Below are 13,402 nucleotides of genomic sequence, written 5' to 3' on the forward strand. Positions count from 1 at the left end.
GCGCGAATGGATCGGCAACTCGAGCTCGAGTGCCGGGTGATCCGTACTTCAGAAGTAGGCTCACCAGTTGCTCTTCCGCCTCAGCGTATCGGATTCGCTCAGATCGAGCATGCTTCAATCGACCGAGAGTGTAGAGAAGCAAAAGAGGCTTATGTGGAGTGCGCCTGCCCGCATGGCTGCGTTGTCGGAGCCTGCGTAGCTGCCGCAGAAACATGGCTGCTTGTGTCTCATGATCACGGTCCGACCTTTCCATCGCCTTTGCTCCCTCCCCGCATTAGCACTCAGTTATCTTCGGAGTCGGTATCGTCGGCGACCTCTGAGTCAGACTGACCGACACAGCTGGTCTCACTGATTGTAATTGTGCGGACGGAATTATTTTCATCGACGAAATCTGCAGGAAGGCTGATTATGCCATTATCAAAGCAGCACGGCAGCGACCATCGTCGAGCTGCGAAATCGAGCAACTCAAACTCTCGCTGTAAGACTTGCTGTGACAACCAGGAAGTTCCATCGGTGAATAGACGAACCCGCTTCTCGGAATTTGTCGCATTGATGGCATTGAAATAATGTGCCCCTGGGCCGTTTAGTTTTTCCATAATCGGCTTGCGCCCAAGTGCGTTGTTATCGGCGGTCAGTACTAGATTTCCGAGGCGATATTTGAATCGATCGGCGTTCGCCTCGTCTGGCCAGTGTGCCTGCCACCAACCGCCATCGCGGTGAGCCTGCGGCAATATGTGCTCCTGGCTATTAATCTTCTGCTCTGCTGAGGTGGCCCAAGGCAGCGGCGCGACGCCCGCCGGAGAATGTCCTACCTCGTACTCATATAAGAAATAGTAGCATTACTGCCAGCCTATAGAACGGGCGCGTGATCGTCGGGAGATCCATGTTGTCAAGCCGATCGAGCCAGTTTCCGGCCTCCCGAGTGCAGATGGCCGTTCCATAGTGCACGCGGCGCGCTCTCGACGCCACGAACCCGAACGAATTTGCATACGGCTCCCAGAAGCTGATAAATGTTCGAAAATCGGCCTCCTTCAGAGGGTTTGCAGATCGAAGGAGATCTCCGTAACGCGCGACGAACTCATCATGAACCTCGGCGTGACTCAGTGATGAGTTGTGGAATGAATTATACATTTCAGCGACATAAGATGCTTCATCTCCTCGAGCGTGCAAACCGAAAAATTTGAGGTGCGAAATGGCCTTCTAACAAGCGACTTCTGGTTGCAGGCTCAAGTTTCGAATTTTGTCAATAAGAATACGGAAATTCTTTATCTTGTCGAATTCTGTGAGAGCGAGGCCTCGGGAGTTGATCGCGTCGAATACCAAATACCGACTTATATTTTCGCTTGCGAGATCAACGAGTATGAATTTAGCCTGATTCTGGATTTTTGCCTTCCAGGTCAGAAGTTCGTTGCGCGACTTGTCGGCCACGAAATCCTGAGCCTGATTCTGGACCGCGTCCAATGCGCGCATCGGAGGGGTCCGCTCCGCCGGAGGGGCAGGCGCTCCGGTCAAAACAAAAGAGAGATACTGGTCGAGGCTCGGATTCCTATTCTGTATGCGTCGCCTGAGTTCGCCCTTTCGGAAGAAAATAAGTCTTTCAAGCTCTTGCGAGTCAATGGATGCTCCGCCGTCCAAGATCTCTAACCGTTTGCGGATTGAGTTCGCCAAGATTATCAACGATGTTAGCCGCAGCTGCCCGTCCTCGAGCGTGTATTCAATCGTTGCTTCGTGGTTATCGTCGTTAAAGTCTGGGGTAGGCGTTCTGGATACAATGAGCGGCCCATATAGTGGGAGTGGCCCTCTGTTGGGGTTAGATCATTGAGTAGATCTTTAAGTTCACGCGCCCCCCAACTGAATTCTCTCTGGTTCTCTGGTATGATGTAATAGCGGCTCTGGCAAACCGTACGAAACGACAGCATTTTCGCTCCCCCTGAGAACGCGACAGCTCACAATCAGATTAGTGAGCATGAGGGAGCGCGACTAGGTGTCGCGTGCTTCGAGCTGGCTTTCGCCCTGTAGCCAAGGCGACCACTCAACCGGCACACTGGTCGCGGCGGATCAGTGTTCTAGCCAGGTCGCACTTCTGAGCGCCGGGACGCGGCGTCCACTCGGGCCAGGGAGCATGGCTATCACGGCTCTCTTCTCCTCGGGCCCGATGCTAACGTGCAAAGGGCAGTCTCGCCCATAGAAGTAGATCCGATCAAATGGAAGGCGCTGCGCTATCCAGGCAGCGACGCGTCCGGAGCTGATGCCTTTGATCCAGAAGTCCACCGCTTGCCCCAGACGCGGGCAGATCGGGGCGCCGTTGGCATTCAGCTCGTGGCCAGCGTGCTGATCGCGCGCGGGGTCGATGCAGCCTGGGATAAGCCGGGTCAGCGCAGGTGACGCGAAGCCGTAAGTGATCTCGATAGGTCCGAACTCAGCGACCACCGGGTCTAAGATTTCCCGTACAAGACGTCGGATTGAATCCACCGTCGCCGCTTGCCGCGGTACGTTTGGCACGCGCGTTCGCGACCAGGTTTCTCCGGCCTCGACCAGGTCACGCAAGACAAAGTTGACTCCGCACGGCTCATCAAGATCGACGAGGATCACCTCTCACCCTCCCGCGCATCCACTGGCTGTGTACTACGGAGGGTGATGCCTGCCTCAACCAGCCGCTGCGCAAGGGCGCGCGCATTCGGCCCGAGCCCCGTCTGAACGAAAACGCCCCGCCGCCGCAACGCGGCGTCGAAGCGCTCCTGCCGGTCACGACCAAGGGCGTCGGGCAGCATCAAATGCGCCTTGCCGAGCAACACGCGGCGCTCCGCCGCAGTTTCGGCGGTTATGTCGTCGCATCGGCGACGACGGAGATCGATTACCAGGCGCCGAGTGAGCGTCGGGATGGGGCGTCCGTCAAAATCGTCGAACTGCAGATAGCTGACGCGCGCCTCTGAGCCGTGGACCTTCAGCAAGTCGACGCCTGCCGGCACCGGCTCGATGCGCTCGGCGCAGCCGAGAAGTATGCGGAGCGCGGCCGGCTGCTGCTGCAGAAGCGACGCATGGAACGTGTAGTCTCCGTCCTTCGCGGCTAGCACGCCGAGCCCCTCAGACGCTGCCTGCGCAGAGGCAGTGGCAATGTGGTCTGGCGAGCCGCTCTCGAAAAGCGCGCTTCTCGCGCGATCGGCCGCGGTCTTCCGCCCCCCCAAGAAGCTCATGATGTCACGTTGCACCGACGGCGGCAGGGTTACCGCGGACCGTCGGCGCTCAAAGAGATTTAGCGCGAGATAAACGAGCAAGTCATCCGCGCGCCGCGCGGCGACCTTCGCTAGCTCCGTCTCCTTGCCAGGGAACGGCAGCGCCGTGAAGGCGCGGCGTCCATTGCGGAATGCGTTGGTGATCTCGGCCGACCTCTCGAACTCCTCCTGCTCCGGCAGGCGTCCTAGCTCGAGTGTCGCGCACCAGAAGGCGTCGAGAAGCTCCTGGTGCCGTTCATAGGCGGAGAGGCGCGGCGTGCGCCTCTGCTCTCGCGGTTCGGGCGCCGGTTCGCTCGCGTCCACGGATCGTACCGTGCTTCGCTGGCGCCGCGCTAGGAAGAGCTGCTCGTCCTCATCCTCCCGGAAAACAAAAACCAATCCGGGGCCCACGGTTACCGGCTCCCGGCCTAACACACCAGACACATACTCGCGCAACTCCGATTGTTCGAAGTACCGCTGGAAGGTGCCCTGGCGGGTGAGAACGCCATCGGCGAAGCCGCGCCCGCGAGTGTCACGTCCATCACCCGGCTGCATGACCGCTACTGACAGGACCCGACGTGCCAGCGCGAACGCGCGGCGCAGCGCCTCGGTCCGCTCGTGAGGGTCCTCGATGACATTGAGGACGAAGCCGAGGTTCACGACGTCGGCAGGCTGCAGAGGGGAGTCCGGGGCAAAATGTGGGTCCCAGCCCGCCGCCTGAACCCCTGCCACAGTCAGCGTGCGTACGTCGTCGCCGCGCCCGCATCCGTAGTCCAGCACAGTCTCCGCGTCGCCGATGAACCCCCAACGGAGAAGCGCTTGCACAGGCGCGGACAGCCGGCTTCGGGAGATCGCTGTCCTGTGTCGTGCGACCTGCCCAATAGCGAGACGGCGGGCGGAGTCATGCGCCTCGGGGTCCGCGAGTACAGCACTGTGGGCATCAACGTAAATGCCGAGCGCTTCCAGCGCTCGTTGCCAGTAAAGTCGCCGACCAATCATGTTCGGCGGGTGGTCAAACGCACCGTAGTCCTCCAGCGCTGCCGTGAGGGCGGCGAAAGTGGCCCGCGCCGGGTGATCCACCGGCAGCATCAACTCCTTACGGTGGAGGATCAGCGGGTTGTCCTGATTCGGAAAGTCGCGTCTGGAAACCCTCCTATCGGCGAGGCCTACGAGCCAAGACGTATGCAGAGCCGGGAACGGATCATCGAAGAAGCTCGGATAGTTGAGCAGCGCCAGCTCGGGGCGGTCGCGCGAGATACGCACGATGTTATAGTCGTGCACTGATAACCCGGCTGCGCAGGCGGACGCCTCAATGAGGCGTCGGACAGAGGAGTCCTGGGCCTCAACGAGCGCAAGGTGCATGTAGGTTTCGTCACCCACCCGCTTGCCGCCATCAAGCTGACCAAGTGCTGCTCGGTACAGCGTCAGCAGCCCATGGGCCGGTTCGCCCTCCGCCCTATCTTGCATCGCGCTCCCTCCGTCCGCTTCCCAGCTTACGGCCGGGGCGGCGATCGTTCGCATGGTCTAGAGGATACTACAGCTAGGCGCCCGCAGGGCGAGGCATCGCGGCAGGGCGGAGCTCTCGTGGGCGACCTGGTAACAGCGGGCGCCCGGAGCTCGCGGCCAACGAAGTTGTGTTTGCTCGCGCCCTACCAGCGGCGCTCTACGTGACCCCCTAGCTGCAGAAGACGGCACGCTGCTCTGCCCAGCAGATTGGGAAGGGTGCGAGTAGCGGCTGCAGGCTCATCTCGCCTGGCTGCCGCCCATCCAGGATCGCCTCGATGATGTCCGGCGCGAGCAGCGTCAGCCGCAGCACGCGCGAGACGTAGGACGAGTTGATCTTCTCCGCCGCTGCCAGTTCGTCGATGGTGGCGAAGCGTCCGGACTCCAGCATTCGCCGCCAGCGAAAGGCCCGCACCACCGCCTTGATCAGCGTAATGTCCTGCCGGCGCTCCAGCGCCAGCACGCCTGGCGTCACCATCGCCTTCCGCCCGCCCCGCGGCTTCACCCGAAGCGGGATGACCACGGTCAGGGTCTGCGCCGACTTGCTCATGCTGCCGCCCTCCCAGCCTCAGGCTCCTGGGCAGCCAGATCCCGCACCAGGCTGCCGAGGCCGTCCAGCCGTAGCCGTACCGCGGCGCCCTCGGCCCGAACGTCGACTCGGTCCACCAGCAGCCGGACGATGCGCGCCCGCTCGGCGGGGAAGAGCTCGTCCCAGAGTGGCTCGATCCGCTCCAGCGCCAGCAGCACCTCCTGCTCGGTCATGCCGGACGCTGTCGCTCGTGCCGCCCGCCAGGTGCCGACCACCACCTCCGGCTGCCGCAGCAGCTCGCGAATCTGAGCAACCACCGCCGCCTCGATCTCCCCAGCCGGGAGGCGTGTGATCGGCGGCCGCTCCGTCGCGCCGCCCTTCAGCACTGCCTGGCTGACATAGTAGCGGTACATCTGCCCGCCCCTGCCGCGGCTGTGGCTCGGCGACATGGCGCGGCCGTCGCTGTCGAAGATCAGCCCGCGCAGCAGCGGCGCAGTGGTGTTCCGCGTCCGGTTGATGCGGACCCGCGGGCTGACCTGCAGGATGGCGTGCACCGCGTCCCACTGCGACTGGCTGACGATGGCGGCGTGCTCGCCGGGATAGGCGGTGCCCTTGTGCACCGCCTCGCCGAGATAAACGCGGTTCCTGAGGATGCGGTAGACGTCGCTCTTCGTGAGCGGGCGGCCCCGCTTCGTCGTGGCGCCCTCCGCGCGCAGCACCTGCACCAGCTTGGTGCAAGACTCCGTCTCGACGAAGCCCTGGTAGATCCGTCGCACCAGCGTGGCCTCGGCATCGTTCACCACCAGCTTCCGGTCGCGCACGTCGTAGCCGAGCGGCACGTAGCCTCCCATCCACATGCCGCGCTTGCGCGAGGCCGCAACCTTGTCGCGGATGCGCTCGCCAATGACCTCTCTTTCGAATTGAGCAAAGCTGAGCAGGATGTTTAGCGTCAGCCGCCCCATGCTGGTGGTGGTGTTGAAGCTCTGAGTCACGGACACGAACGTCACGTTGTTCGCGTCGAACACCTCCACCAGCTTGGTGAAGTCGACCAGCGAGCGGGAAAGGCGGTCGATCTTGTAGACCACCACCACATCCACCAGTCCGTTCTGGATGTCGGCGACGAGGCGCTTCAACGCGGGGCGTTCCAGGGTGCCACCCGAGATGCCGCCGTCGTCGTAGCGGTCACGCACCAGCACCCAACCCTCCGCGCGCTGGCTGGCGATGAAGGCCTCGCAGGCCTCGCGCTGGGCGTCGAGGGAGTTGAACTCCATGTCGAGGCCTTCCTCGCTCGACTTACGGGTGTAGACCGCGCAGCGCAGCTTCCGCACGGTCGCCGGCATCGCACCAGCCGGCTTCGCGTCGCGCTTCATACCGCACTCCGGCTCGGACGCAGCCCGAAGAACATGCGCCCAGCGTGGCGCGCGTCATGGGCGATGACCGTGCGGCGCTGTTGTTCACCTGCCCGCCCTATGGGAACCAGCGGGACTACACGACCGGCGGCGTCACGGATTGGGACGCGCTGATGCAGGGCGTGTTCCAGCATCTCGACGCAGCCATGCGACCGGACGGCCAGGTGCTGGTGAACCTCGGCCTGATCCATCGCGACAATGAATGGCAGCCCTATTGGGCCGGCTGGCTCGACTGGATGCGCGCCCGCAGCTGGCGGCGCTTTGGGCTCTACACCTGGGACCAGGGACCCGGCCTGCCCGGCGACTGGAACGGGCGGCTGTCGCCCGCCTTCGAGTTGCTCTTCCACTTCAATCGCGAGGCTCGCCGCCCGAACAAGATCATCCCCTGCCGCTGGGCGGGGCACGTCAATTCCGAGAAGGGCGGGCTGCGAGCGAAGGACGGCACCGTCGGCGAGTGGCAGCATGCCGGCCAGGGTGTGCAGGAGACCAGGATCCCGGACAACGTGCTGCGCATCACGCGGCACAAGGCCCGCGGCATCGAGACGGAGCACCCGGCGGTGTTCCCCGTCGCGCTGCCTGACTTTCTGATGCGCGCCTATGCCGACGAGGGCGACGTGGTGTTCGAACCCTTCGCTGGCGCCGGCACGACCGTCATCGCCGGCCAGCGCACGGACCGCCGGGTACGCGCGATCGAGCTGGCACCGGCCTATGTCGACCTGGCGGTGGCGCGCTGGCGGATGCTTCACCCCGACCTGCCGGTGACGCTGGCCTATGGCGGGCGCGATTACGACGCCGTCGCCGCGGCGCGGGTGGAGGTCACCTCGGATGCAGCCTGACCTCGTCGTCTCCGCGCTGCCCTGGGCGCGGACCGGCCTCACGCCCGGGCAGACCCGCTGGTACTGGCTCCGGGCCGTCTCCGCCGAGGGCAACGTGTCCGCCCTGGCGGGACCGGTCTTGGCCACCGCCCTGTAGGAGGCGCCATGGCCGCCCGCATCGACGACCTCCTCGTCCTCGGCCAGCACATCTCGAAGACGGATCTGGCCAAGTACCTGCGCGACCGCGAGGCGGTGATGCCCTCCGACTTCGGCGGTCTCGGGGACGGTGCCGCCAACGATCGCGCCGCCATCCAGGCCTGCTTTGACCGGGCCGCAGCGGGCGGCAAGTTCGCCTTCATCCCAGCGGGTACCTGGAACGTCTCCGGAGGGGTGACGCTGGGCGGCGCCGCCCGCGGCCTGATCATGCAGGGGGTGATCCGCTACACCGGTGCCACCAACGCCCACACGACCGTGCTCACCCTCGGCGATGGGGGTACGACCCGCAACGGGGAGCGGCTCTATCTCGGGCTGCAGGTCGCCCGGCAGATCCAGTCCGACTGGAGCAGCGAGGCGGATATCGGCATCGTCGCGCGCAACCTCGACTCCTCGCTGCTCGAAGTCCGCCTGGTGTCGGGCTTCACCATCGGGCTCCGCACCCTCGGTGACGGGCGCGGCTTCGAGGACAGCACGCTCATGCTCGGGCGCATCCTGAACAACCGCTACGGGCTCGACGTGCGCGCCGCCACGGCCACCGCCTGGAACACCTCGATCCGCTACTACGGCGGTCACTTCGCGCTCGCCTCCAGCATCCACCCTGGCACGGACCGCTATGGGGTGCGCTTTTCGCGCGGTGCCCCGGACGCCTACAACAACCACAACCGTCATGTGTTCGACGCGCCGAACTTCGAACTGCGGCAGCAGGGCTCGATCCTGGCCATCCCCTTCCTGAACGAGACCAATGGGACCGCCATCATCGGCCGCGGTCTTCGGATAGAGGGCTGCTCGCCCGTCGTCGCCCACCACACCGGGGCCGCGACCGACTGCGAGTTCGAGGTGGCCTGGTGCAACACCTACAATGTGGGCATCAGCTACGGGCCGACGGCGAACCGGGCCGGCAACGCCGTCATCAACCGTCACCGCGCGCCGGCCTCACGGCTCACCCGGCTACTGGCCAACCTCCCGAACCTCCGGGCGGCTGCGTTCCGGGATAGCGCGACCTACATCGGGGTCGAGGGGGCCGTCGTGGTCGCGACCTCGACCACCTCGGCCACCATCATGTCCGCCCTGTCGTGGAATGCCCTGGACGGCATCGCGGCGACCGCGCGGGGGCTGCTGCTGAACGCCAACCGTGGTATCGCCTTCGTGGTTCAGACCAGCCACGCCAAGGAGTTCACGCTGGCGCACTGGCTCGTCGACGGCGCGGACGGCGGCAGGCTGTTCGTCCGAGTGTTCGATGCCGCGGGGAACGTACGGGAGAACCAGCCGCAGGACGTGCTCGCGTCGGGCACGACGATGCTCTGGAACGCGCCGGCCAAGGGCTGGAACGCCGGCGCCACCATGGAGGATAGCGGGCTGAACCGGCGGCAGACGATCCGGCTCGGGCCCGATGTGGCCTTCGCGCAGATCGGCGTCATCGGCTTCGACGGCCAGATCGAGCTCGAGGCGCTGCGGCTCTATGGCCTGCCCGAGGACGCGCCGGCGATCCTCTACGGCTGCCCCGCCGTACCGGCTGGAACACGCCACATCGCCGTCGAGCAGACGTGGGACCTTGCCAGCCTGGGACCGGGCGCGGTCGGGCTGTTCGACGTGACGGTGCCGGGCGCCCGGCAGGGGGACCTCGTCTCGGCATCGCTGCTGTCGTCGACGCGCTTCATCGACATCACCGCGGCGGTCTGGTCCAACAATGTCGTCCGGGTCGCCGCACGCAACATCTCGGGGGCGACCTTCGACCTCGCGCCGGCCCTGCTCTCCATCCAGATCACCAAGCGGCGGATCCCGTGAGCCAGGTAGCTTCTGCTGACCTCTGATTACGATGCTCTGTCAGCGCGATGCGGCTCTACGGCCTGCCAGAGGACGTGCAGGCGGTCCTCTACGGCCGCCTGCCGGGACGCGGACGCTGGTGCTGGAGACGAGTTGCAACCTGCCGGGCCTCGGCCCCGGCGCGACGGCCAACGTCGACGTCATGGTACCGGGTGCGCGGCGGGGCGACTTCGCAGACGCGTCGCTCGACACCAGCAGCATCGCCTTCGTGGTGGACTGCCACGTCTGGTCGAATGACAAGGTGCGCGTGACAGCGCGTCGACGGTTGACCTCGCGGCCGCACCGCTATCAGGCCAAGTTATAAAGCGACAAAACGCATAAGTTGATGCCAACCCCGCCTCGCCTGACTATGGGCTGGCACTCCACTCCGGCTGTGTCAACTTATCCGCCGCGCGACGCGGTGTATGCCGGTGCGGGCAAGTTCCTCGATCAACGCATCACGGACTTCCCGAAAACGATCCGACGATACTGCGCTCTCGGTGGCTGCAGGCTCGCTTCTCTCTCCAGCAGACTGGACCGAAGAGGGCGGTGACGGTGACCCTCGGCCAGCTACTGGGAGCAGCAACGACGTCTGAGACCAGAGCCGCGTGCGCTTTGCCACCTTTAACCTCCCACCTGAGCCAAACGCTGCGAGCCTCTCTGCTCGCTCGTTCTCACCTTGTCGAGGATCAGCTTCTCGCGTGTGCTGAAGCCATCGAGAGGTGCTGGGAAAACAGGTATCGCAGTCGTTTGGTTGCATACGACTGCCCGACCATCCGCTTTCCGCTCGTGTCCATGTTTAAAAAGACGAATCATGTTCTTGGGCGCGACCCCCTCATATTGTAGAAAAACCAGCTTCTTTCCCAAATCCGCCTCAGACACGGATACAGAATCGCCATGTAAATCCGTCGCCAAACTCTTTGCGTACGGCTCAATATAAACAACTCGGATAATCCCGCTTGCCACGGCATGGCGTGCGCAGCTGTGACATGGAAACGTGGTCGAATAAAGGATGGATCCTACTAAGCCGGATTTCCCAGCTCTTGCGACCGAAAGAATGGCTTCCATTTCAGCGTGAACCGCTCTTGAATACTCAATGAGGTTCTTGACGTCAGTCTTCTTAAGAGCTTTCGTAATATTTTCTTCGTCGGCCGCGGCGGTCAGGAGGCCGGATTTCCGAAGTTCTTGATGAATTGCGCGATACAAAGATTGTTTTCTCTGGTCATTGTGACAAACGACGTCGCGCCACTTGAAGCAGCGGTGGTCATGCTCGTCATCTTCAGTACAATATAGCCCGCCCTTCGCTTTAGGAACGTCATTCGCACCAATACCAATCAGCTCTCCAGCTTCGCTGTAAATTGCAGCGCCAACCTGACGTGACATACAGGCAGAATTAGATGCTTGGGCAGTGGCTTTATCCATCGCCGTTTCGTCACGAGTTGGGGTATTCATTCCAACATTAAAGAGTATTTTCAGGAATCTTCCGAGGGTTTTTCGTAGCCCTACATCATTTTCGCTGTCATTTCTAACAAAAAAATCGGCCTGATGCGCAGTGTCTCTTACTTTTTGCCCGTGAGGCAGGCCATCCGACTCATCATCTTCGATAGTCTTGCTCAGCTCCGCAGCTGCGTGGCCCAACCCCTTTAAGCGCGAGACCCGAACAGACTCTGGTGCAAAAACCCCAATAAGCCAGAATGTATCGCCATAAACGTCGCGAAGAAGATCGACTTCGCTCGGGTGCTTAAGTGAGTCAATGATGTGCACCCGCCGCCTACCGACTGGAATTGGATCTGACCCCACCCCCACGTCGACGTATCCAGCATTGATCTTCCGATCGACTGCTATTTTCTCAACGCACTTTTCTGCCAAATATGATCTCGAAAGAGAATTTCTGAGTATATTTCCAACCTTTTGTAATCCCCTGATGCGCTCGTGTAGGGTGACGTCCTTGGGCGGCACAGAAATGCCAACCGAGGGAGCGGCTTCACGAATTATCTCGCTAACGCGGATTGAGTGAACGGTATACCCATACTCGGTCCCCATAATTTCGGCCATAAGTCCGGCCGATTTCGAAACGCCCGAACCTACTGCGCCGACGAGTCCGATTACCAACTCTTCGGTGCGCCGATCACTCAGCTGGACAAGCGGGCGTTCGCTTTGCGCGCCCTCTAAAGCGGCCGGTAGGGCGGAAGCGGACATGCGGCAGCAGAACCCCCGAATCGGTTGCGCGCCAGAATGACACGGTTGCGCGGAGCGGATTGAGCGCTCAGGTGTCGGCCTGCGAAGCAAGTGCGTCACTTGCCTGACGAGCGGGAGCAATTCCGCTCCCCCCCTGCCGCGCCGAGGTAGAACGATCGATTAGCTTCCAGGGATAATGTCGCGGGAGCGGCTTGAAGGAATGTGTTGACAGCGGCTGACGCTCGTCCCGTCCTTGAGGGCTGTTCCCCGCCCCCCCTCAGGCCCCCAATGACGGAATCTCTAGCTCAACACGCCGGCGTGCGTTTCCTTGCTTCTACGACCGAGGACCTTGTCGCGGCATTGAAGGCTTGTCAGGCCAGGGTTGCCGAGATCGTCGAGGAGCGTAGGCCGCCTCACGCAACAGGTCGGCTCTCTGAGTTCGTCGATGGCATTTGGTCGCCAACTACCATCAGGGCTGTCCGCCGCCTAAAAGTTGTCGGCCTCCAGTTGAATACCCTCTGGGCCTCCCTGCCGCAGGGCTGGGTGTGCCCCTGCTGCCGGCGCTCGAAAGACGCAACGATCTTCACTGCACCAATCGAAAAACACGTGCCCCAGAAGGGGCGGGTCGCCATCGCGCATGCGGTGGAGCACCACGACCATTTCGTGTCCTACGTGAACCATGCCTTCCATGCTGCCCTGGGACCGAACTGGGCACGGGACTTCCCCGCCGCCGCTGAGGTGCAGCGGCGACTAACCTTCGGCGTCACATCCTTTGACCCGACTATTGTCTGCGAGGCCTGCAACTTCGCAGAGGGCCCAGCCAAGATGGTGCTTTGGCGGCGCGTGAAGCTCGATAGGGAGTTCCGCGATTACTTCAGCTTCGCATTGGACGAGATCAGAACCTTCATTCGCGCGGTGCCCAACGCGCACCACCAGATTAGCGAGGCAGCGGTGATGGAAGTCTTCGAGCGTCGCCGGAAGCTTGAAGTTATGGCGTTTCGCAAGGGGGAGGTCGACACGCAGGTCCGCCTGGTGAAGGAGGGGATCCATTGGCAAAGCGCTGAGCCTCCGGCGCCTGACGCCAACGCAGTCAACGAGAGCTATCAAATGACGCTGCTCGAATTCGGCCTCGAGCATGGGCCAAATTTCTCCTTGGACCAACTATCCGCGACGAGCCAGGGTCAGACTGTCGACCCTGACGCTTGGATCGAGAAGCGAGCGAAGCGGACAGGCTTTGTGATGGACAAAGAGGCAGAGGAATTCCTCGCTAACGACTACATGTCCAAGGAGCTTGGTCGGAACTGGTCCTGCCCCTGCTGTTCGCGCAGCATCCGCGCAGCAATCCGTCGCAACAACAAGCGCACGCTGACCCTGCAGCCACGCGTAGTTCGGCCGGGTGGCGCCGAGCCGCAGACAGTCTGCATCGACTGCTGCACCTCAATGCAGCGCATCGCCAGATCCGCTGAAGCGGCCCGGGACGACGTCACTTTCGAGGACGTGCGAGAGGTATTCGCCTTCGCAAGCAACGAGCCACACCGAACACGGTCTGCAGCCCTCGCGCGCATGGTGATTGAGCGCGTCGGCCGGCGTGCGGCCGCCGCTCGCGCTACGATGGAAGCCGAATTCAGCCAGATTGCAGCGCAACGCCTGGCGACCGATCGCCCCGTTCGCGCTGGAACCTCTTCTGCCCGGATCCGGCGCCCCACGGGAGCTGGGGGGCTCTACTAGTGGGGTTAG

12 protein-coding genes are annotated in these 13,402 nt (G+C 62.8%); 5 read left to right on the forward strand and 7 right to left on the reverse strand.

The window, feature by feature from the left end; translation table 11 throughout:
• Positions 1-281: 281 nt before the first annotated feature.
• The 6 genes from ACK8OX_RS21335 to ACK8OX_RS21360 all read right to left on the reverse strand — a co-directional run bounded on the left by ACK8OX_RS21335 (position 282) and on the right by ACK8OX_RS21360 (position 6,614).
• Complete coding sequence (locus ACK8OX_RS21335; protein WP_430666295.1) at positions 282-782, reverse strand: GmrSD restriction endonuclease domain-containing protein; 501 nt, start codon at positions 780-782, stop codon at positions 282-284.
• Positions 783-1,200: 418 nt separating this feature from the next.
• On the reverse strand, positions 1,201-1,773 hold the full coding sequence (locus tag ACK8OX_RS21340; RefSeq protein WP_430666296.1) for a GmrSD restriction endonuclease domain-containing protein: 573 nt from the start codon (positions 1,771-1,773) through the stop codon (positions 1,201-1,203).
• 285 nt (positions 1,774-2,058) lie between these two features.
• Positions 2,059-2,592, reverse strand: a complete 534-nt coding sequence (locus ACK8OX_RS21345; RefSeq protein WP_430666270.1) for a hypothetical protein — start codon at positions 2,590-2,592, stop codon at positions 2,059-2,061.
• The gene (locus ACK8OX_RS21350; RefSeq protein ID WP_430666271.1) at positions 2,589-4,733 is read right to left on the reverse strand and encodes a DNA phosphorothioation-associated putative methyltransferase; all 2,145 of its coding nucleotides are present in this window, start codon (positions 4,731-4,733) and stop codon (positions 2,589-2,591) included. Before ACK8OX_RS21350 ends, ACK8OX_RS21345 begins: the two co-directional genes overlap by 4 nt.
• 154 nt (positions 4,734-4,887) lie before the next feature.
• Entirely contained in the window at positions 4,888-5,265 is a 378-nt protein-coding gene (locus tag ACK8OX_RS21355) for a hypothetical protein (protein ID WP_430666272.1), read from the reverse strand.
• Positions 5,262-6,614, reverse strand: coding sequence for a recombinase family protein (locus tag ACK8OX_RS21360; RefSeq protein WP_430666273.1), 1,353 nt, complete (start codon positions 6,612-6,614; stop codon positions 5,262-5,264). Before ACK8OX_RS21360 ends, ACK8OX_RS21355 begins: the two co-directional genes overlap by 4 nt.
• A gap of 56 nt (positions 6,615-6,670) precedes the next feature.
• Here ACK8OX_RS21360 and ACK8OX_RS21365 point away from each other — a divergent pair, with 56 nt between their 5' ends.
• The 4 genes from ACK8OX_RS21365 to ACK8OX_RS21380 all read left to right on the forward strand — a co-directional run bounded on the left by ACK8OX_RS21365 (position 6,671) and on the right by ACK8OX_RS21380 (position 9,812).
• Positions 6,671-7,489 carry a DNA-methyltransferase gene (locus tag ACK8OX_RS21365; RefSeq protein WP_430666274.1) on the forward strand — a complete coding sequence of 273 codons (819 nt, stop codon included), beginning with the start codon at positions 6,671-6,673 and terminating at the stop codon, positions 7,487-7,489.
• Entirely contained in the window at positions 7,479-7,625 is a 147-nt protein-coding gene (locus tag ACK8OX_RS21370; RefSeq protein WP_430666275.1) for a hypothetical protein, read from the forward strand. The genes ACK8OX_RS21365 and ACK8OX_RS21370 overlap by 11 nt, the downstream gene beginning before the upstream one ends.
• A gap of 8 nt (positions 7,626-7,633) precedes the next feature.
• A complete protein-coding gene (locus ACK8OX_RS21375; RefSeq protein WP_430666276.1) occupies positions 7,634-9,469 on the forward strand; it encodes a hypothetical protein in 1,836 nt (611 codons plus the stop codon).
• A 118-nt stretch (positions 9,470-9,587) separates the two neighbouring features.
• Positions 9,588-9,812 carry a hypothetical protein gene (locus ACK8OX_RS21380; protein ID WP_430666277.1) on the forward strand — a complete coding sequence of 75 codons (225 nt, stop codon included), beginning with the start codon at positions 9,588-9,590 and terminating at the stop codon, positions 9,810-9,812.
• A 299-nt stretch (positions 9,813-10,111) separates the two neighbouring features.
• Here the strand turns inward: ACK8OX_RS21380 and ACK8OX_RS21385 are convergent, their stop codons facing one another.
• Positions 10,112-11,686, reverse strand: a complete 1,575-nt coding sequence (locus ACK8OX_RS21385; protein ID WP_430666278.1) for an anti-phage dCTP deaminase — start codon at positions 11,684-11,686, stop codon at positions 10,112-10,114.
• Between the two features lie 267 nt (positions 11,687-11,953).
• Here ACK8OX_RS21385 and ACK8OX_RS21390 point away from each other — a divergent pair, with 267 nt between their 5' ends.
• On the forward strand, positions 11,954-13,393 hold the full coding sequence (locus tag ACK8OX_RS21390) for a hypothetical protein (RefSeq protein ID WP_430666279.1): 1,440 nt from the start codon (positions 11,954-11,956) through the stop codon (positions 13,391-13,393).
• The last annotated feature ends 9 nt before the right edge of the window (positions 13,394-13,402 follow it).

This window comes from Falsiroseomonas sp. CW058, assembly GCF_050563535.1.
GTDB lineage: Bacteria > Pseudomonadota > Alphaproteobacteria > Acetobacterales > Acetobacteraceae > Falsiroseomonas.